This window comes from Streptomyces sediminimaris (assembly GCF_047049295.1).
In the GTDB taxonomy this organism is placed as follows: domain Bacteria; phylum Actinomycetota; class Actinomycetes; order Streptomycetales; family Streptomycetaceae; genus Streptomyces; species Streptomyces sediminimaris.
In genome coordinates, this window is sequence record NZ_JBJWOT010000001.1 from 3,315,236 (window position 1) to 3,334,302 (window position 19,067).

The 19,067-nt window shown below is 73.4% G+C and carries 15 protein-coding genes; 1 reads left to right on the forward strand and 14 read right to left on the reverse strand.

The genetic code is table 11. The features are described 5' to 3' along the window. Positions 1 to 82: 82 nt before the first annotated feature. From ACJ9NR_RS15375 to ACJ9NR_RS15410, 8 genes are all read right to left on the reverse strand, one after another. Positions 83 to 1,306, reverse strand: a complete 1,224-nt coding sequence (locus ACJ9NR_RS15375; protein WP_412488129.1) for an SUKH-4 family immunity protein — start codon at positions 1,304 to 1,306, stop codon at positions 83 to 85. A 244-nt stretch (positions 1,307 to 1,550) separates the two neighbouring features. Next, a complete protein-coding gene (locus ACJ9NR_RS15380) occupies positions 1,551 to 1,697 on the reverse strand; it encodes a hypothetical protein (protein ID WP_412488130.1) in 147 nt (48 codons plus the stop codon). Further along, the gene (locus ACJ9NR_RS15385; protein ID WP_412488131.1) at positions 1,694 to 4,003 is read right to left on the reverse strand and encodes a xanthine dehydrogenase family protein molybdopterin-binding subunit; all 2,310 of its coding nucleotides are present in this window, start codon (positions 4,001 to 4,003) and stop codon (positions 1,694 to 1,696) included. The genes ACJ9NR_RS15380 and ACJ9NR_RS15385 overlap by 4 nt, the downstream gene beginning before the upstream one ends. Continuing rightward, on the reverse strand, positions 4,000 to 6,090 hold the full coding sequence (locus ACJ9NR_RS15390) for a 2Fe-2S iron-sulfur cluster-binding protein (protein WP_412488132.1): 2,091 nt from the start codon (positions 6,088 to 6,090) through the stop codon (positions 4,000 to 4,002). Before ACJ9NR_RS15390 ends, ACJ9NR_RS15385 begins: the two co-directional genes overlap by 4 nt. Further along, entirely contained in the window at positions 6,087 to 6,980 is an 894-nt protein-coding gene (locus tag ACJ9NR_RS15395) for an FAD binding domain-containing protein (RefSeq protein ID WP_412488133.1), read from the reverse strand. Before ACJ9NR_RS15395 ends, ACJ9NR_RS15390 begins: the two co-directional genes overlap by 4 nt. A gap of 244 nt (positions 6,981 to 7,224) precedes the next feature. Beyond that, on the reverse strand, positions 7,225 to 8,865 hold the full coding sequence (locus ACJ9NR_RS15400) for a beta-N-acetylhexosaminidase (RefSeq protein ID WP_412488134.1): 1,641 nt from the start codon (positions 8,863 to 8,865) through the stop codon (positions 7,225 to 7,227). Between the two features lie 286 nt (positions 8,866 to 9,151). Then, the gene (locus tag ACJ9NR_RS15405; protein WP_266515309.1) at positions 9,152 to 9,436 is read right to left on the reverse strand and encodes a DUF3039 domain-containing protein; all 285 of its coding nucleotides are present in this window, start codon (positions 9,434 to 9,436) and stop codon (positions 9,152 to 9,154) included. A 30-nt stretch (positions 9,437 to 9,466) separates the two neighbouring features. Further along, on the reverse strand, positions 9,467 to 10,039 hold the full coding sequence (locus ACJ9NR_RS15410; RefSeq protein ID WP_412488135.1) for a YqgE/AlgH family protein: 573 nt from the start codon (positions 10,037 to 10,039) through the stop codon (positions 9,467 to 9,469). 254 nt (positions 10,040 to 10,293) lie between these two features. Here ACJ9NR_RS15410 and murA point away from each other — a divergent pair, with 254 nt between their 5' ends. Continuing rightward, positions 10,294 to 11,640, forward strand: a complete 1,347-nt coding sequence (gene murA / locus ACJ9NR_RS15415) for a UDP-N-acetylglucosamine 1-carboxyvinyltransferase (RefSeq protein ID WP_412488136.1) — start codon at positions 10,294 to 10,296, stop codon at positions 11,638 to 11,640. 130 nt (positions 11,641 to 11,770) lie between these two features. On the opposite strand, the gene ACJ9NR_RS15420 is transcribed toward murA, so the two are convergent. The 6 genes from ACJ9NR_RS15420 to ACJ9NR_RS15445 all read right to left on the reverse strand — a co-directional run bounded on the left by ACJ9NR_RS15420 (position 11,771) and on the right by ACJ9NR_RS15445 (position 18,800). Next, entirely contained in the window at positions 11,771 to 12,052 is a 282-nt protein-coding gene (locus ACJ9NR_RS15420) for an HU family DNA-binding protein (RefSeq protein WP_007498188.1), read from the reverse strand. 345 nt (positions 12,053 to 12,397) lie between these two features. After that, positions 12,398 to 13,810, reverse strand: coding sequence for an NAD-dependent malic enzyme (locus tag ACJ9NR_RS15425; protein ID WP_412488137.1), 1,413 nt, complete (start codon positions 13,808 to 13,810; stop codon positions 12,398 to 12,400). Positions 13,811 to 14,146: 336 nt separating this feature from the next. Beyond that, a complete protein-coding gene (locus tag ACJ9NR_RS15430; protein WP_412488138.1) occupies positions 14,147 to 16,474 on the reverse strand; it encodes a HelD family protein in 2,328 nt (775 codons plus the stop codon). 69 nt (positions 16,475 to 16,543) lie between these two features. Continuing rightward, complete coding sequence (locus tag ACJ9NR_RS15435; protein WP_412488139.1) at positions 16,544 to 17,365, reverse strand: anti-sigma factor family protein; 822 nt, start codon at positions 17,363 to 17,365, stop codon at positions 16,544 to 16,546. Further along, complete coding sequence (locus ACJ9NR_RS15440) at positions 17,365 to 17,886, reverse strand: sigma-70 family RNA polymerase sigma factor (protein WP_010039908.1); 522 nt, start codon at positions 17,884 to 17,886, stop codon at positions 17,365 to 17,367. The genes ACJ9NR_RS15435 and ACJ9NR_RS15440 overlap by 1 nt, the downstream gene beginning before the upstream one ends. 317 nt (positions 17,887 to 18,203) lie before the next feature. Further along, positions 18,204 to 18,800 (reverse strand): CGNR zinc finger domain-containing protein, encoded by a 597-nt coding sequence (locus ACJ9NR_RS15445; RefSeq protein WP_412488140.1) that lies wholly within the window; start codon positions 18,798 to 18,800, stop codon positions 18,204 to 18,206. Positions 18,801 to 19,067 lie beyond the last annotated feature (267 nt).

Here is a 19,067-nt window from a genome sequence, read left to right on the forward strand (position 1 = left end):
CTACGTATGACAACCGGGCCACCCTACCGGCGGTCCCCCACCGCCCACGCCCGGACGGGGCCGGGCCGCACCGGGGTGCGACTCACCTCACACCCGGGCCCGCTCCTTCCTCCGGGACCGCCTTCATCCAGGCGTGGCGGGCCGGATCCGCCGTGGTGGCGGTGGCGTCGAGGGCCGCCCTGGTGTGGATCACCGTCCGGGCCGCCGGCCGGCCGCGGGCGTCGGCGGCCGGCCCGCCCGGCACGTCCGCCCTCACGGCCCTCTCGTGGTCGAGGAGCAGGAGGGTGACGGCGAGGGTGGAGACGTCCCTGTTCAGCGGGTACAGGGTGGCCTCGGGTTCGCTCCAGTCGAGGACCTCGCCCGTTGCGCCGTCGACGACCAGGCTGTTGCCCTCGGCCAGGTGACCGAGGCGGATCAGGCGGGCGGCCCGGCACGGGAGCAGCGCGGGGCCGAAGCCGTCGGGTCCCTGGTGGGCGTAGTGCTCGGCCAGGGTCGGCAGGGGGACGTCCGTGCCGAGGCCGAGGAGGGTGTCGTCCTCCGGCAGTCCCGTCTCGCGCAGAAAACGGCGGGTCGGCTCGTGCGTGAGGGTGGCCGGGAAGTCGACGTCCTCGAAGCGCCACATCCTGCCGGGACCGAACGCGCGGTCCAGCAGGCGGGCGGGCAGGTCGAGGGCGAGCCCGGAGGCGGCGCCCGGACCGGCCGGCAGGGACGGGGGACGGATCAGCGCCGCCTTCCGGAACGGCGGGATCTCGCCGCCCGCGGCCTCCTCGAACACCGCGAGCAGGCGGCGTGCCTCCTCCGCCGCCGCCCTCGGGCCGTGCCGGTCGGCGCAGGACGCCAACCGGGCGCGCAGCCCGGCCAGTTCGTCCGCAGCCGCCGCGAACCGCACCAGCGTGGCGAGGGACGGCGCGGGAGGCCGGCCGGCCATCGGGTCCGGGCGGCCGTCCGCCGGTTCCGGCCGCTCGTCCCTCGGGTCCGGCCGGCCGTGGCGGAAGTACGTCGTCGACGCCGCCCCCGTCGCACCCTCCGGCAGCGCCGGCTCCCCCTCGGTGCCCCGGGGGCCGGGCAGCGCGCCCGTCACCGACTGCTCCCCCAGCCGCGGCGTCAGGCGTCCGTCGGGGCCGCCCGTGGCGTCCCCGACCGTCCGCGGGCCCTGCCCGCGCGGTTCCCCGAGCGTGAACAGGTGGTGGCCGCCCGGCAGTCCGGGCCCCGCCGGCCGGCGGGGCGTCGGCGCGTGCGTGACGTACGGACCGAGCCGGTCCGCGCTCCGGGTGATCGCCGCCGTGGCGGCACCGGTCGTGCTCATCGCTTCCCCCGCTGGTGCATCGGCACATGCGCGTCGGCTCAACCGGGCCCACCCATGCGCTGGTTCGCAGTCCCCGTGCGGGGCACGGCCGAGCGCGCGCCATGACGCCGTACGCGCCCGGCAGCCGGTCCCCACTGCTCAGCACAGTACGCGCCGCCACTGACAACGCCCCCGGATCACAGGACGCCCGGCACCCCCGCGTCCGTTCCCGCCCGGGGAGGCTCACCGGCACCCGTGAGCGGTCCTACGTGAAGTACACGCCGCCCAGTACGACGATCAGGGCGGCCAGCATGAACACCAGCACCCACACCAGCAGCTTGCCGACGCCGGGCGCGGGCTCGTAGCGGGGTTCCTCGGGGCCGGGTCCGGGCTCGGGCTCGGGGTTGGTCATCGGTCCGTCACCACCGCTGCTTGAGGCCTTATCGGGAGGCGGTTCACCGGGCGTCCCGTGGCGGCGCGCACCGCGGAGGCGATGGCCGCCGGGGAGGTGACCACCGGGACCGCGCTGACCGACTTCGCGCCGAAGGGGGCGACCACGTCGCGCTCCTCGACGAGCTTGACGATCCGGATGTCCGGGGCGTCCAGGGCGGTCGGCAGGGCGTAACCCGTGAGGTCCGGGTGGCGGATCAGCCCGCGCGCGGTGCGCAGGTTCTCCGTCAGGGCGATGCCCACGCCCTGGGTGACGCCGGCTTCGATGCGGGCGGCCAGCTGGGCGGGGTTCAGCACCCGGCCGACGTCCTGCGCGAGTGCCAGCTCCACGACCCGTACCGAACCGAGTTCGATGTCCACGTCCACCACCGCGCGGATCGCGCAGAAGGCCATGCCCACGAACGCGTCGCCCTGGCCCGCCTCGTTCAGCGGCTCGGTGGGGTGCGGGCGGCACTGGGCGGTCGCCCACAGCTCCTTGCCGTCCATCGCCTCGGTGACGGTGGTCGACAGGACGCCGTCGTACGAGGTGATCTTGCCGTCGGTGATCTGGAGCAGCTCCGTCGACATGCCGAACTTGTGGGCGAGGGGCTGCAGGAGCTGGGTGCGGACCATCTTCGCCGCCCGCTCCACCGCCCCGCCCGACACCCAGGTGTGGCGGCCGCGGCAGCCCGCGCCGGCCGGCGGCTGGTCGGTGTCGACGGGCGCGACGTGCACCTCGTCGATGCCGAGGGTCTCCTGGACGATCTGGCGGGCCAGCGTGGTGAATCCCTGGCCGGTCTCGACGGCCGCGCAGAGCACGGTCGCGACCCCGTCGTGGACCTTCACCGTCGCCGTGGAGACCTCGTCGGCGCCCTCCGCGCCGAGCATGTGCACCATGCCCAGGCCGTAGCCCACGCCCCGGCGCACCGCGCCCGGTTCGCCCGCGCCCTCGGGGCCGCCCGGCAGCAGCCACTCGTCCTCGGGGGTGTCCTTGGGCAGTGGCGGCAGCGGGAAGTCCCGTACCGCCTGCAGGAGTTCGGCGACCGGCGCGGGGCAGGTCACCGTCTGTCCGGTCGGCAGCACGTCACCGGTGGCCAGGACGTTGCGCAGGCGCACCTCGGCGGGGTCGATCCCCAGCTTCTTCGCCAGCTTGTCCATCTGCGCCTCGTAGGCGGCGCACACCTGCATGGCGCCCTCGCCGCGCACATGGCCGGATGGCGGGTTGTTGGTCCGTACGGCCCAGCCCTCGATGAAGGCGTTCGGCACCACGTAGGGACCGCAGGCGAAGGCCACGGCGGCGGCCAGGGCCTCGCCGGAGGTGTCGGCGTACGCGCCCGCGTCGAGCAGGATCTGCGCCTCGACCTTCACCAGACGGCCCTCGGCGTCGGCGTGGTGGCGGTAGCGCAGCAGCGTCGGGTGCCGGTGGGTGTGGCCGAGGAAGGACTCCTCGCGCGTCGCGGTGAGCTTCACCGGGCAGCCCGTCTTCAGCGCCAGCAGGCCCAGCGGGAGCTGGAAGCCCTGGTCCTCGCGGTCGGCGGTCGCGCCCGGGACACCGGTGACGACGATCTTGACGCGATCGGGCTCGAGGCCGTAGCAGGCCGCGGCGGTGTCACGGTCGGTGTGCGGGTCGGTGGAGGCCAGGTACAGCTCGACGCCGCCGTCGGGGCGGGGCACGGCGAGGCCGGCCTCGGCGCCGATCGGGGCCGGGTCCTGGCGGCCGATGCGGTACTGGCCCTCGACGACGACGTCGCCGGCCGCGTCCGGGGCGCCGTGGTGCAGCGGGATGTGCCGGATCAGGTTGCCGTCGGGGTGCAGCGGCTCCGCCTCGAAGGCCTGCTCGGGGTCGGTCACCGGGTCGAGCACCTCGTACTCGACGATGACGGCCGCGGCGGCCATGCGCGCGGTGTCGGGGTGGTCGGCGGCGACGGCGGCGATGGGCTCGCCGTGGTGGCGCACGACCTCGGAGGCGAACACGGGCCGGTCGGCGCTGCCGCGGCCGTAGCGGGCGGCGGCCGGTACGTCCTCGTGCGTGACGACGGCCCGTACGCCGGGCATCTCGCGCGCGTGGGTGGTGTCGATGGAGACGATGCGCGCGTGCGGGTGCGGGGAGCGCAGGACGGCGGCCCACAGCAGGCCCTCGGCCCACAGGTCGGCCGCGTAGGGGAACGTGCCCTCGGTCTTGGCGCGGGTGTCGGCGGCCGGCAGGGAGGCGCCGAGGCCGTGCGGCAGCGGCTCGGGGGCGGGTACCGGCTCCGCCGCGGTGGTCGCGGTCGCCGCTTCGTTGCTCACGCCTGGCCTCCGTCCTGGCCGTACGGCTGGTCGTGCGGTCCCGGGGCCGCCGGGGCACCGGGTGACTCGAACGCCGACGGGTTGACCCCGCCGGCCCCCGGTCCCGCCTGGTGGGGGATACGCGCCTCGTCGCCGTCCGGTTCGGCCGCCTCGCCCGCGGACAGCGCCTCGCGCTCGGCGACGACCTCCTGGACGGCCTCCACCACGCCCCGGTAGCCGGAGCAGCGGCACAGGTTGCCGCACAGTGCCTGGCGGGTCTCCAGCCGGGTGGGCGCCGGGTTGCCCTCCAGCAGGTCGTGCACGGTCATCGCGATGCCGGGCACGCAGAAGCCGCACTGGACGGCGCCGCACCGGGCGAGCGCGCGCTGCACGTCCGACGGCTGCCCGTCGACGGCGAGCCCTTCGACCGTACGGACCTCGCTGCCCGCGGCCGTCACGGCGGGCACCAGGCAGGAGGCCACGAGCCGCCCGTCGACCTGCACGTTGCACGCGCCGCACTCGCCCTGTGAGCAGCCGTCCTTGGCGCCGGCGAGGCCCAGGCGCTCACGCAGCACGTACAGCAGCGACTCGCCGATCCAGGCGTCCGAGACGGGGCGCTCCACGCCGTTGACGCGCAGCACGTAGGAGGCGAGGGGATGCTCCTCGCCGGGGAACGGCGGCGGCGCGGCGTCCTCGGGGTCCTCGGCGTCCCGGCCGTCGGCGGGCTGCGGGCCGGCCGGCGCCCCCGGGGGAACGGGCGCGTCGGGGGCGGCCGGCCCGGAGGCGGCGTCGCCCGCGGCCCGCGCACGCCCTCCGGGCACCTCCGAGGCCCCCTCCGGCACCTCCGAAGCCCCCTCGGGCGCCTCCGAGACCCTCCCGGCGGCCTGTGCGGGCCCCTGCCGCTGCACGGCCGCCTCAGCCGCCTCAGCCGCCTCCGCGGCCCCTTGGGCGCCCTCGTCCGCCCCAGGGGCCTCACCGGGCTCGTGAGTGCCCTGTGCGGCGGCAGCGGCGGCTTCGTCGGGTGTCTCGGCGTAGGGGCCGGCGGCGGGTGCCTCGGTATGGCGGCCCGCGGCGGCCGTTCCGGCATAGGGACCGTCGGCGGGTGCCTCGGCGTAGGAACCGCGGGCGGCGGTTTCGGCATAGCGGCCGCCGGCGGGCGCCTCGGCGTATCGGCCCTCGGCGGGTGCCTGCGCGTAGGGATCACCGGCGCCCGATCGCGCGTGGTCCCCGGCGGCCGGCGGCACATGGTCTCCGGTGGCCGGCGGCGCGTGGTCCCCGGCGCCCCGCCGGTCGTGGTCCTCGGCGCCCGGCGGCCGGGGCGGCTCGGCGGTGTGCGCCCGCGCGCCGTCCGTCTCGTGCGCGGCCGGTGGCTGCTCCCCGGGCGGGTGGGCGGCGGGGCGGGACCGCTGCGGCGGGTGCTCGCCGGGGTCCGCCGCGGGCCGCTCGTACGGGTGCGCCGTGCCCTCGGGGGGCCCGGCGGGTGCGTGCGCCGGCCCGGGCTCCTCGCCCGGCCCGGCCTGCTCCTCGTCCTGCGGCCTGCCCCACGGCTGCCCCGCGCCCTCCGTGGCCCACGGGGCGGGTGCGCCGCCCGGAAGCGTGGCGGGCGGGGTGCCACCCCACTGCTGGACCAGGGACGACGTGGTGAACTCGCCCGATTCGTCCGGAAGGTCGCCCCCGGCGACGGGGATCGACCACTGCCCGGTCACGTCGTGACCGGGGGCGGGCGGCTCCGTGCCCGCCGTCTCCCCGAAGCTCCACTGCTGGGTCGCCGCGGGGTTGTACCTGAACCGGTCGTCCGCCCCGTCCTGCGGCACGGCGTTCGGGTCGGGCCAGCGGGCACCGTCGGCGGGCGCCCCCCAGGCACCGCCGGCCGCCGGCTCGGCCCCCGCGGCCGGCTCCGGGTCGGGCGTTATCGGCGGCGGAACGTAACCATGGCCGCGCGCGGCGAGCGGGCTGTCCTCCGCGGCCAGCAGGGCGTCGATGCCGCCCTCCGGGAGTTTCACGAAGGCGGTGGCGCCGTCGTCGTAGTCGCCCTGGGGCAGCGGGTCCCAGCGTCCGCCGCCGCGGGGCGTGCCCTCTGCGTGCTCTCCGTGCTGGTCGTCGGTCACGACAGCGCCCTCCCCAGTGCTCGTCGGGCCAGCGCGGCGACGGTGCGCCGCAGGTGCAGTACCGCGGGCGGAAGCGGTTGGACCGTGCCGTCCGCCTCGGGCACGGGATCGGGGATGCAGGCCGCGGCGACGTACTCACCGAAGGCGTTCAGCGCGTCCGGGACGATCGTGCGGGCGTTGTCCCAGTCGATGAGCCGGGCCACCCACTGCTCGGCGTCCAGGGGCCGCAGCGGCATCGGCGCTATGGCACCGACGGCGCACCGCACTCCGCGCCGGGCCGGGTCGAGGACCAGGGCGACGGAGGCGACCGCGCGCCCGGGGCCGGTGCGGCCGGTCGCCTTCAGGAAGACCTGCGGCGCGTGCAGCAGCGGTACGCGCACGTACCCGATGAGCTCGCCGCCGCGCAGCATGTCCACCCCGGCCAGCAGGTGCGAGACCGGCAGCTCCCGGCGGGCCCCGCCCGGGCCCGCGATGATCAGCGTCGCCTCCAGGGCGGCCAGCACCGGCAGGGCGTCCCCGGTGGGGGCGGCCGAGGCGATGTTGCCGCCCAGGGTGCCCGCGTTGCGGATCTGCGGCGGACCCGCCGCGCGCGCGGCGGCGGCGAGCGCCGGGATCAGCGCCGCGAAGTCGGGGCGCCCCATGCGCGCGTGCGTGAGCCCGGCACCCAGCAGGGCGTGTCCGTCCTGGTACTGCCAGCCACGGATCTCGCTGATCCTGCCGAGACCGACCAGCGCGGAGGGCCGGAGCTGCCCGGAGTTGACGGCCGTCATCAGGTCGGTACCGCCGGCCACCGGCACGGCGGTGGGCACGGCGGTCAGCGCCGCCACGGCCTCGTCCAGCGTCGTGGGCAGCGTGACGGCCTGCGCCGCCTGCGGTACGTGCGTGGTCAAACCGGCTGCCCCTTCCCGCTGCCCCACCTGGTCCCACCTGTGCTGCCGTACGGTACGTGCTGACAGGGCGGACGTGGCAACTCTGGCACATCTTCGCAAGGCGCGAAGACAGGGGTCCGCTAGGAGGCATTCGCCCGTCTCACCAGGGAGATGGTCCGTTTTCGCACGGCATCACCGGTGCGCTCCGGTTGAAGCTGTTCGGTGATGCTTGCGACGCTTTTGCCTTACCTGTTCGGAAGCCGGGCTACCTGTTCGGGGGCTTCCCCTCGATGGGCCGCCCGAGAACCCCGGGGCGCCGCTGCCAGGGCCGCGGCCCGGCCGGCGGCCGGTAGCCCACACCCAGGGCGTCAAGTCGCCGGTAGTGCACGGACATCCGCCGCTCGAAGTCGGCGAAGTCCCGCTCCGCGGGGGCGGGCAGGGCGCTCCAGGCCACCTCGGCGAAGGCCGACAGCCTCGGGTAGGTCTGGTAGTCCACGCGCCCCTGATCCTCCATCACCTCGGTCCACACGTTGGCCTGTGTGCCGAGCACATGGCGGGCCTCGTCCTCGGTGAGCTCTGCGGGCACCGGTTCAAACCGGTAGACGTCCTCCAGGGTGCGGACGAAGCCGATCGGCACCGGCTCGTCCTCGCCCGCCGCCTGCCGGTGGTCCAGATACACGTACTGCTCGGGGCACATGACGACGTCGTGTCCGGCTCGCGCGGCGGCGACCCCGCCCGCGTACCCGCGCCAGGAGGACACGGCCGCGCCCTTGGCGAGCCCGCCCTCCATGATCTCGTCCCAGCCGATGAGCCTGCGCCCGCGCGCGGTCAGCCACTTGTCGAAGTGTCCGATGAACCAGGCCTGCAACTCGTCCTCGCCGGCGAGCCCGAGTTCCTTGATGCGGGCCTGCGCGGCCGGGGACTGCCGCCACTGGTCCTTGCGGCACTCGTCGCCGCCGACGTGGATGAACTCGGAGGGGAACAGTTCCAGCAGTTCCTCGAAGACGCCCTCGTAGAACCGGAGGGTGTTGTCGGTGGGGGCGAGTACGTTGGCGGAGATTCCCCAGTCGTCCCAGACCGGAAGTGCGGTGCCGCCCTCGGCGGACGCGGAGATGACGTCGGTGTTGCCGAGTTCCGGGTACGCGGCGATGGCGGCCTGCGAATGTCCCGGCAGGTCGATCTCGGGGACGACGGTGATATGCCGTTCGGCGGCGTAGGCGACGATCTCGCGGATGTCGTCCTGGGTGTAGAAGCCGCCGTGCGGCTTGTCCTCCCACAGCGGTGAGGCGCGGTGGCCGAATCTGCTGCGCGCCCGCCAGGAGCCGGTCGCGGTCAGTTCCGGATGGCGCCGGATCTCGACGCGCCAGCCCTGATCGTCCGTCAAGTGGAAGTGGAAGACGTTGAGTTTGTGCGCGGCCATCAGATCGAGGTGGCGCAGGACGCCTTCCTTGGGCGTGAAGTGCCGGGCCACGTCGAGCATGAGGCCGCGCCAGCGGAAGCGGGGGGAGTCCTCGATCGTGACGTGCGGCACGGCCCACGCGCGGTCGCGGTCGAGCGGGGCCCTGCGGTAGGCGTCGGGGCCGAGCAGCTGCCTGAGCGTCTGGGCGCCCCAGAAGACACCGGCCGCGTCGCCGCCCTCGACCAGGATCCCGGACGCGTCGCTGAGCAGGCGGTACGCCTCGGGGCCGAGCGCGGGAGCGAGCTCCAGCACGATGCCGTCGCCCTCGGCGTCGCCGGCCTCCCGCCCCTCGCGCAGCGGCAGGCCGGTGGCCTGCTGCAGGACGGTGCGCAGCCAGTTGCCCACGCCTTCGGTACCGGGGCCGGCGCAGAGCCGGGAGTGCCCCGTCAGGCGCACCTCGCCGGAGGCGGTGACGGCGCCGCGCGGCGCCGGAATCAGTTCGTTCACGTCAGTCCTTTGCCGCTCCGCCCGGCCCTGGGACCGGGCGTCGCTGTGCGGGTACGAGGAACACCGGTGACGACGCCGGCGGGGCCGCCGGCTGCGAAGGGCCGCTGAGGAGGGAGGACTTGGCAGGGCAGGACGGCAGCGCCCGGACGGCGCTCAGGGGGCCGCTCGGTGCTGAGCCGCCCGCGGGCGGCTCCGCGCGGCTCGCGCCGTCCGTGACGGCGGCCTCCGCGAGCACGCCGGAACGCGCCCCGGAGGCGTCGCGGTTCCCGGCCGGGAACCGGCGGGACTACTTGTCGCCGCCCTTGCCCTTGTCGTCGCCGCCGGCGCCCATGGACTCGTAGATCTCCTTGCACATGGGGCACACGGGGTACTTCTTCGGATCGCGGCCGGGCACCCACACCTTGCCGCACAGCGCCACGACGGGGGTCCCGTCGAGGGCGCTCGCCATGATCTTGTCCTTCTGGACGTAGTGGGCGAAGCGCTCGTGGTCGCCGTCGCCGTGGGACACCTGTGGCGTCGGCTCAACGAGGGTCCCCGTACCAGTCCCGCGCTCGGGCTCGAGAGTGCTCATAAGTGCCAAGGGTACTGAAGGTCACCCGGATCAGTTGAGCGATGGGTCGTCCGGGTACGTGGCCACCATCGCGAGCTCGCTGCGCTGGCGGCGCAGGACCTCGCGCCAGAGTCTTTCCGGCGCCGGGGAGGAGACGTCGCCGGGCTCCGACTCGACGACGTACCACGCGCCGTCGGCCAGCTCGTCCTCGAGCTGGCCGGGGCCCCAGCCGGCGTACCCGGCGAAGATCCGCAGCGAGCCGAGGGCCGAGGCGAGCAGCTCGGGGGGTGCCTCCAGGTCGACCAGTCCGATCGCGCCGTGCACTCTGCGCCAGCCCAGCGGCGCTCCGTCCGCGCCCGTTCCGCCGGGGATGACCGCGACCCCCAGGGCCGAGTCCAGGGACACCGGGCCGCCCTGGAAGACGACGCCCGGCTCACCGGCGAGGTCCGCCCAGCCCTCCAGGATGTCACCGACGTCCACCGGGGTCGGACGGTTGAGGACGACGCCGAGGGAGCCCTCCTCGTCGTGGTCGAGAAGGAGCACCACCGCACGGTCGAAGTTCGGGTCCGCCAGGGCGGGCGTTGCCACGAGCAACCGCCCTGTGAGCGAGGACACCTCGGTCATGACAGACATGATCCCGCATCCTGCCGGGGCTCGGGGAGGCAATGCGGGTAAGAAGGGTGCCCCCAGCTCAGCGCCCGGCGCGGGGCCCGCGGCACGCCCCGGGCCCCGGTGACCCCCTGTGCCCGGCCGGCAGCGGTTCGTGTTGTGACGAAGCTATGACGTAGCTGGGTGGTCCTCGGGCTTACAGAAGGGGGGTGGGCGGCCATTACCCTTTCCCTTCTGGCCCCTGCCCCACTCATCGGAACGCGAGATACATGACCGTCAACGGCAATGACGACGTACTCCTCGTCCACGGCGGCACCCCGCTGGAGGGTGAGATCCGGGTCCGCGGTGCGAAGAACCTCGTACCCAAGGCCATGGTCGCCGCTCTGCTGGGCAGTGAACCGAGCCGGCTGCGCAACGTTCCGGACATCCGTGACGTGCGTGTCGTACGCGGCCTGCTGCAGCTGCACGGGGTGACGGTCCGTCCGGGCGAGGAGCCGGGCGAGCTGGTGATGGACCCCACGCACGTCGAGAGCGCCAACGTCGCTGACATCGATGCCCACGCGGGCTCGAGCCGCATCCCGATCCTCTTCTGCGGGCCGCTGCTGCACCGCCTCGGGCACGCGTTCATCCCGGGCCTGGGCGGCTGCGACATCGGCGGCCGGCCCATCGACTTCCACTTCGACGTGCTGCGGCAGTTCGGCGCGCGGATCGAGAAGCGGGCGGACGGCCAGTACCTGGAGGCGCCGCAGCGGCTGCGCGGCACGAAGATCCGGCTGCCCTACCCGTCCGTCGGCGCGACCGAGCAGGTGCTGCTCACCGCGGTGCTGGCGGAGGGTGTCACGGAGCTCTCGAACGCGGCCGTGGAGCCGGAGATCGAGGACCTGATCTGCGTCCTGCAGAAGATGGGCGCCATCATCGCGATGGACACCGACCGCACGATCCGAGTCACCGGCGTGGACAAACTGGGCGGTTACACCCACCGGGCGCTCTCCGACCGGCTGGAGGCCGCCTCCTGGGCGTCCGCCGCGCTCGCGACCGAGGGCAACATCTACGTCCGCGGCGCCCAGCAGCGCTCGATGATGACGTTCCTGAACACCTACCGGAAGGTGGGGGGCGCCTTCGAGATCGACGACCAGGGCATCCGGTTCTGGCACCCCGGCGGCCAGCTGAAGTCCATCGCGCTGGAGACGGACGTCCACCCGGGCTTCCAGACGGACTGGCAGCAGCCGCTGGTGGTCGCCCTCACGCAGGCCACGGGCCTGTCCATCATCCACGAGACGGTCTACGAGTCCCGCCTCGGCTTCACCTCCGCGCTCAACCAGATGGGTGCCCACATCCAGTTGTACCGCGAGTGCCTGGGCGGCTCCGACTGCCGCTTCGGCCAGCGCAACTTCCTGCACTCGGCGGTCGTCTCGGGCCCCACCAAGCTCCAGGGCGCCGACCTGGTCATCCCCGACCTGCGCGGCGGCTTCTCCTACCTCATCGCCGCGCTCGCCGCCCAGGGCACGTCCCGGGTGCACGGCATCGACCTCATCAACCGCGGCTACGAGAACTTCATGGAGAAGCTGGTCGAGCTCGGGGCCAAGGTCGAACTGCCCGGCAAGGCTCTCGGCTGACGCCGGCCCCTCCCCCGCACGACGATGGGGCGGCACCGGAGAGGTGCCGCCCCATTGGCGTTCTTCGCGCCGTACATCGTCCGGACGTGCTACGCGCCGTCCATCGTCCCGTGCTGTACGGACGGCAGGGTCACTTGCCCTTGGCGGCTTCCTTGAGCTTGCTGCCCGCGGAGACCTTCACGCTGTAACCGGCCGGGATCTGGATCGGGTCGCCGGTCTGCGGGTTACGGGCGGTGCGAGCGGCACGGTGGGTGCGCTCGAAGGTCAGGAAGCCAGGGATGGTGACCTTCTCGTCGCCCTTGGCGACGACCTCGCCGACGGTCTCGGCGAACGCGGCCAGCACGGCGTCGGCGTCCTTGCGGGTCACCTCGGCGCGGTCGGCCAGCGCGGCCACCAGCTCACTGCGGTTCATGTTGTTACTCCCGTGTTCTTCTTGCCGTTGAGGCGTGCCACGCGGCGGAGCCGCGAGTGGGCACGGTGAAGCCGATGCTGCCAGGGTCCTCGGTGAGGCCCCGGACCCGGGTCCGACGTCAGACCCTCGCGCCCAGGGACGCATCCTGCCCCCACCTGCGGCGCGAAAGCCAATCCGGCACCCGCAGGAGTCGTGAGAACACCCTTGGGAGTCACACGAAAAGAGGGCCTGAGCCTGGCCGACACGATAAACGCCGGTCAGCGGGCCCAGGTTCCGCGACGCGCCGGTGCAAGGCCTTGCCGTGGCGATGCTCACAGCCTACGCACATCAGCGCGGCGACCACGATCACGACGCCGCCACCGCCTTCGCCGCGTCCCGCACCGCACCGGCCACCGCGCCCGCGACCTTGTCGTTGAAGACGCTCGGGATGATGTAGTTCGGGTTCAGCTCGTCCTCGGTCACCACGTCCGCCAGCGCGGTCGCGGCCGCGAGCATCATGTCGGTGTTGACGGTGCGGGACTGCGCGTCCAGCAGGCCGCGGAACACGCCCGGGAACACCAGCACGTTGTTGATCTGGTTGGGGAAGTCGGAACGCCCGGTGGCCACAACCGCCGCCGTCTGACGGGCGATTGCCGGGTCCACCTCGGGGTCGGGGTTCGCGAGCGCGAACACGATGGCACCGTCGGCCATGGCGGCGACGTCGTCGCCGTCGAGGACGTTCGGGGCCGAGACGCCGATGAAGACGTCGGCGCCGCGCACGGCCTCCTTGAGCGTGCCGGTCAGGCCCTCGGGGTTGGTGTTGTCGGCGATCCAGCGCAGCGGCGAATCGGCCGGCGCCGCGCGCAGGTCCTCGCGGCCGGCGTGCACGACGCCGTGGATGTCGGCGACGACGGCGTTCTTCACGCCCGCGGCGAGCAGCAGCTTCAGGATGGCCGTGCCGGCCGCGCCGGCCCCGGACATGACGACCCGGATGTTCTCGATGGCCTTGCCGGTGACGCGGAGCGCGTTCGTCAGGGCGGCGAGGACCACGATCGCGGTGCCGTGCTGGTCGTCGTGGAAGACGGGGATGTCGAGGGCCTCGCGCAGCCGCGCCTCGATCTCGAAGCAGCGGGGGGCGGAGATGTCCTCGAGGTTGATGCCGGCGAAGCCGGGGGCGATCGCCTTGACGATCTCGACGATCGCGTCGGTGTCCTGGGTGTCCAGGCAGAGGGGCCAGGCGTCGATGCCGGCGAAGCGCTTGAAGAGGGCCGCCTTGCCCTCCATCACCGGCAGCGCGGCCTTCGGGCCGATGTTGCCCAGGCCCAGCACGGCCGAGCCGTCCGTCACGACCGCAACGGAGTTGCGCTTGATGGTCAGGCGGCGGGCGTCCTCGGGGTTCTCGGCGATCGCCATGCAGACGCGGGCCACACCCGGCGTGTAGACCATGGAGAGGTCGTCGCGGTTGCGGATCGGGTGCTTCGACGCCATCTCGATCTTGCCGCCGAGGTGCATCAGGAACGTACGGTCCGAGACCTTGCCGAGGGTGACGCCCTCGATGCGGCGCAGCTGCTGGACGATCTCCTCGGCGTGGGCCGTGGAGCTGGCCGCGATGGTGACGTCGATACGGAGCTTCTCGTGGCCGGAGGCGGTCACGTCGAGGCCGGTCACCGAGCCTCCGTGGGACTCCACGGCGGTGGTGATCTGGGAGACCGCGGTGCCGCTCGCCGGCACCTCCAACCGGACCGTGATCGAGTAGGAGACGCTGGGCGCCGTTGCCATGGCCGACTTCCTCTGCTTTCACCGTGATGCTGGATATGCCGTCCGATCGTCGCACCTACCGTCGAGTAGGCGTTAGTCGCCCCGGATTGCGAACGTTTTGTTCACGGCGGAAGGAAGAGGAAAGGAAGAGCAGAGGGAACAGGAAGAGGCCCGCGTCACATCAGGACGCGGGCCTCCCGCAGTTCGAGTGGCACCGACCCGCCATGCTCGCCTCGCGGCAAGTGGTCGCTCGCAGCGACTAAGGTTGGGCCCGGGGGCTTGGATCGAGCCGGTGCCACACCCAGGCTAACAAACAGATCCCGCTGAGCCATTCCCGTGGCGGGAGTTCGTCCGCCGCTAATCCCGCAGCAGGTCGGGCACCCCCCGCGCGTCCGGCTCGTCCCGGTCCGCCGAGACGATCGTCAGCTGCTGGGTGGCGCGGGTCAGGGCGACGTAGAGCACCCGCAGGCCGGCCGGGGACTCGTCCGCGATCTCCGCGGGCGAGACGACGACCGTCGCGTCGTACTCCAGTCCCTTCGCCTCCAGGCTGCCGAGGGCCACGACCCGGTCGCCGAGCCCGGCGAGCCAGCGGGCGGCCTCCTCCCTGCGCTGCATGGCGACGACCACGCCGACGGTGCCGTCGACCAGGTCGAGGAGCCGGGCCGCCTCCGCCCGGACGGTCCGCGGGAGGGAGTCCCGTGCGCCGCCGGATCCGTCGGCCGTGGTCACGAAGCGTGGTTCGACACCGGTGGAGCGGACGGCCGCCGGGGGCTCGGCGCCCGGCATGGCGAGGGCGAGCACCTTGGCGGCCAGCCCGGCGATCTCGGCCGGGTTGCGGTAGTTCACCGTCAGCCGGAAGCGGCGGCGGGGGCGGGTGCCGAGCGCCTCGTCGCGGGCCTCGGCCGCCTCGTCCACGTCGGACCAGGAGGACTGGGCCGGGTCGCCGACGACCGTCCAGGTGGCGTGCCGGCCGCGGCGGCCGACCATGCGCCACTGCATCGGGGTGAGGTCCTGGGCCTCGTCGACGATGACGTGGGCGTACTCGGTGCGCTCCTGCGCCAGCCGCTCGGCCCGCTCGCGCTGCGACTCCTCGCGGGCCGGCATCAGCTCCTCCAGGCCGGTGAGGTGGTCCAGCGGACCCGGCTCGCGCCTCTTCCTCGGGCGGGCCGGGACGCCGAGGATCGCCTGCAGCTCGTCGAGCAGGGCGATGTCGTGCACCGAGTGGCCGTCCCGCCGCAGCGAGCGGGCGACGCGGCGGATCTCACCGGGGTTGAGGATCCGGCGGGCCCAGCGGCCCAGGCAGCGCTCGTCGGCCATCGCCGCCAGCACGGAGCCGGGGGTCAGCTCCGGCCACCAGGCGTCGAGGAACTCGAGGAAGGAGTCCTCCGAGGAGACGTCGTCGTCGAAGGAGGAGCGCAGTTCGGCGGCGAGTTCCGGATCGGTGTGGCGGGCGGCGGAGCCCGACCGCTCCCACAGGGCGTCCAGGAGCAGCTTGCGGGCGCGGGGGCGCAGCAGGTTCACGGGCGCGGTGCCGCCGAGGGCGGTGCGGCGGACGCCTTCCAGCTCCTTGGCCGCCAGCTCCAGGCGGCGGCCGAAGGCGACCACGCGCAGCAGCCGCGGCGCGCCGTCCGTCTCCAGCGCCCCGCGCGCCGCCTTCCGCAGCACCTTGAGCATGCGGTACGAGCCCTTGACGCGGGCGGTGGCCGGGGAGTCGTAGAGGGTGGCCTCGGCGCCGACGGCGTCCACGGCGAGTGAGCCGATCGCGCGGACGGCGACCTGGCCCTCCTCGCCGAGCGAGGGCAGGACGCCCTCGGTGTAGGCGACCAGCAGCGGGGTCGGGGAGACGATGAGGATGCCGCCCGCGTACCGGCGCCGGTCCTGGTAGAGGAGGTAGGCGGCGCGGTGCAGGGCGACCGCCGTCTTGCCGGTGCCCGGGCCGCCCTCGACGTAGGTCACGGAGGCGGCGGGGGCCCGGATGACGAGATCCTGCTCGGCCTGGATGGAGGCGACGATGTCGTGCATCGTGTGGCCGCGGGCCCGGCCCAGCGCGGCCATCAGCGCGCCGTCGCCGACCACGGGCAGCTCGTGGCCGTCGAGGAAGGCCGTGAGCTCGGGGCGCATCAGGTCGTCCTCGACGCCGAGGACCCTGCGGCCCTTGGAGCGGATCACGCGGCGGCGCACGACCCGGCCGGGGTCGACGGGGGTGGAGCGGTAGAAGGGGGCGGCCGCGGGGGCCCGCCAGTCGATGACGAGCGGCGCGTAGTCGGAGTCCAGGACACCGATCCGGCCGATGTGCAGGGTCTCGGCGATGTCGGCCGTGCCGTCCTCGCGCACGGCGCCCTCGGCGGGTTCCACGGCGGTGTAGGCGCCGTCGGGCCCCTTCTTGCCGTCCTTGCCGAGCAGCAGGTCGATCCGGCCGAAGAGGAAGTCCTCGAACTCGTTGTTCAGCCGGTTGAGGTGGACGCCGGCCCGGAAGACCTGGGCGTCCCGCTCGGCGAGGGCGCCCGGTGTGCCGACCTGGCCGCGCTGGGCCGCGTCGTGCATCAGGAACTCGGCCTCGTGGATCTTCTCCTCGAGACGCCGGTACACCCGGTCCAGGTGTTCCTGTTCGACGCGGATCTCTCGGTCGCGGGTTGAGTCGTGATCCGAGCCGACCGCGGTTTCCTGCTGAGCCTGAGCGGCCACCGGGCCCCCTTCTGACGTGCTGGGCAGCCGTCAACCGTACGCGAAGGGAACCCGGCAAGGCTACGTACGCTACGCGTCGATCTGCACGAGCTTCTTGCCGTCGAAGGTCATGACCTCGAAGTGGTCGATCTCGTTGGGCTTGAAGGCGGCGCCGCCCTGGGCGTACAGAGGCTCCTTGGCCTCTTCGACCTTGGCGTTCGGGATGCCGTAGCCCCACTTGGGGACCGACCAGGAGGACATCGTCTCGCGCTCGCCGTTCTTGCCGACGGCGACGAGGGAGCACTTCAGCGGGCCCTTGACGTTGCTGAGCTCGACGACGCCCCAGGTGCCCCAGTCCTTCTTCTCCATCGCCACGGTCGCCTTGACCTTGGTGGCGGCGTCGGTCGCCGTCATCTTGTCGGAGATGGTGCCGAAGGCCGCCTTGGCGCCGGCCGAGAGCGGTGTGGCCTGGGTGCCGGAGTCGCCGCCGCCGTTGACCGCCATGACCGTCAGCGGGCCGCCGATGATCAGCGCGGCCGCGGCCGCCACGAGGTAGAAGCTCTTGCGGCGCTTGCGCGCCCGGCGCTCGGAGACCTCGTCGACGAGCTTCTCCGCGAGCCGCGGGCTGGGCCGGGCGGAGAGGGACTCGCCGATGGCGGGTGAACCGGTGCCGGGCAGGTCCGCGAGCGCGGCCAGCATGGGCTCCATCCCGGCCAGCTCGTCGAGCTGCTGGGCGCACCACTCGCAGGTGGCGAGGTGAGCCTCGAAGGCGGTGGCCTCGGCGTCGTCGAGGATGCCGAGGGCGTAGGCGCCGACCGTTTCGTGCTCGCTCGGGCCCGGAGATCCCATCATGGAGCCAGACATACCCGAACCACCTGTGCCGAATCCCTGGTTACCCCCGTAAACACTCATCACGCCGTCACCCCCCGCTCCTCCAGTGCCAGCTTCATCGAACGCAGGGCGTAGAACACCCGAGACCGCACCGTGCCACTGGGTATGCCCAGCGTCTCGGCCGCCTCGTTGACGGTACGCCCCTTGAAATACGTCTCGACGAGCACCTCCCGGTGGGCCGGGGTCAGGTCGTCCAGCGCGTCCGACAGCGTCATCAACCACAGCGCCTTGTCGATCTCGTCCTCCGCGGGGATGACCTCCAGCGGCGACGGATCGACCTCCTGCGGCCGGGCCTGCCGGCTGCGGTGGCCGTCGATGACGATGCGGCGCGCGACCGTCACCAGCCAGGGGCGTACCGATCCGGTCGCCCGATTGAGCTGACCGGCGTTCTTCCAGGCACGGATGAGTGTTTCCTGCACCACGTCCTCGGCTCTCTGGCGGTCACCCGCGACCAGCCGAAGGACGTACGCGAGGAGAGGTCCGGCGTGCTCCCGGTACAGGGCACGCATCAGCTCCTCATCAGGTTCCGAGGGCTGGGACATGCGATGTCGGGCCCTCGATCCACGTTCATTGGCCACGACGGAATCCTTGCGCACGCCCACCTCCGATGTCCGGGGGTTCCCCCAGCCGGTCGCTCGCCCACACGTACGCAAGCGGACCGCGGCCTGTTCAAAGTGGGGTGACAGTTTTCTGCCGCGTGACGTGACGAGGGGGACATGCGGCTACATTCCCCCCGCGCGTTCTTTACATTTCCGCCACACCGGCCATGTTCAAGCCGACGGCCGTGTCACGCCTGAGGTGAACGGTGTGTAATCGAAATCACTTTCATAATGGTCTCACCAAAGCGACATACAGGGCGTCACGCGCGGGCCAGAGCCGCCCGCCGGCGGTGCCGGGCGACCCGTTCGCGGTTCCCGCAGACCTCACTGGAGCACCAGCGCCTCCTGCGCCCCCGGGACGAATCGACGTAGACGATCGGGCAGTTGTCGCCCTCGCACTGCCGCAGACCGGCCCGCGCGACCGGGTCGGTGAGCAGCTCCACGGCGTCCCGGGCGATCGCCCCCAGCAGCTGCGCGCACTCGGGCGGGGCGGCCAACTCGCGTACGAGCGAGCCGTCCCGGTCCCGCACGGCCCGTGGGGCGGGCGGCGCGGCGCGGGCGATCTCGTTCACCCGGGCGAGCGCGGTGTCGTACCCGGGGCGGGGCTCGGACCCGAGCCGCCCGCCGATCAACTCGCCCACGTGTCCGCGCAGTTCACGGAAGGCGACGAGCCATGAGGCGTCGGCGTGGGCCAGCGGGGTGCCCGGCGGGGCGAGACCGGCCGCGGTGATCCAGGCGCGCAGCACCTCGGGCGAGTCGAACCGCTCCTCGGGATGGGTGGTCGCGAGCAGATCCAGGCAGATCCGCCCGGCGTCGAACCGCAACTCGTACGCGACCGTGGCCGTACCCAGTGCCATGTGCCTGTCACCGCCTGGCTAGGGAACCCGAGAGGCTGGAGAACCGATCCCTCTTACAGTGCATGCCCGCTCGCGCGGCCGGAACCCCTCGTACCGGCGGCCGGCGGCCGGCGGACACCCGCTCACGCGGCCCCGCTCCCCCGGCCCCGTGACCGCCACCGCCCTCGGCGCCACGGGATGCCGCACGGCCGGGCCGGGGGACGAGTGCCGCCCCGGCGCCTGCCCGTGGACTGCCCGTGAACTGCCGGGCGGCCCCAGCGAACGGCG

What these genes read in the sequence shown, in the direction of transcription:
- ACJ9NR_RS15375 (WP_412488129.1), bottom strand. Translation starts at nt 1,306, where the DNA reads ATGAGCACGACCGGTGCCGCCACGGCGGCGATCACCCGGAGCGCGGAC.
- ACJ9NR_RS15380 (WP_412488130.1), bottom strand. Translation starts at nt 1,697, where the DNA reads ATGACCAACCCCGAGCCCGAGCCCGGACCCGGCCCCGAGGAACCCCGC.
- ACJ9NR_RS15405 (WP_266515309.1), bottom strand. Translation starts at nt 9,436, where the DNA reads ATGAGCACTCTCGAGCCCGAGCGCGGGACTGGTACGGGGACCCTCGTT.
- ACJ9NR_RS15410 (WP_412488135.1), bottom strand. Translation starts at nt 10,039, where the DNA reads ATGACCGAGGTGTCCTCGCTCACAGGGCGGTTGCTCGTGGCAACGCCC.
- murA (WP_412488136.1), top strand. Translation starts at nt 10,294, where the DNA reads ATGACCGTCAACGGCAATGACGACGTACTCCTCGTCCACGGCGGCACC.
- ACJ9NR_RS15420 (WP_007498188.1), bottom strand. Translation starts at nt 12,052, where the DNA reads ATGAACCGCAGTGAGCTGGTGGCCGCGCTGGCCGACCGCGCCGAGGTG.
- ACJ9NR_RS15425 (WP_412488137.1), bottom strand. Translation starts at nt 13,810, where the DNA reads ATGGCAACGGCGCCCAGCGTCTCCTACTCGATCACGGTCCGGTTGGAG.
- ACJ9NR_RS15435 (WP_412488139.1), bottom strand. Translation starts at nt 17,365, where the DNA reads ATGAGTGTTTACGGGGGTAACCAGGGATTCGGCACAGGTGGTTCGGGT.
- ACJ9NR_RS15440 (WP_010039908.1), bottom strand. Translation starts at nt 17,886, where the DNA reads ATGTCCCAGCCCTCGGAACCTGATGAGGAGCTGATGCGTGCCCTGTAC.
- ACJ9NR_RS15445 (WP_412488140.1), bottom strand. Translation starts at nt 18,800, where the DNA reads ATGGCACTGGGTACGGCCACGGTCGCGTACGAGTTGCGGTTCGACGCC.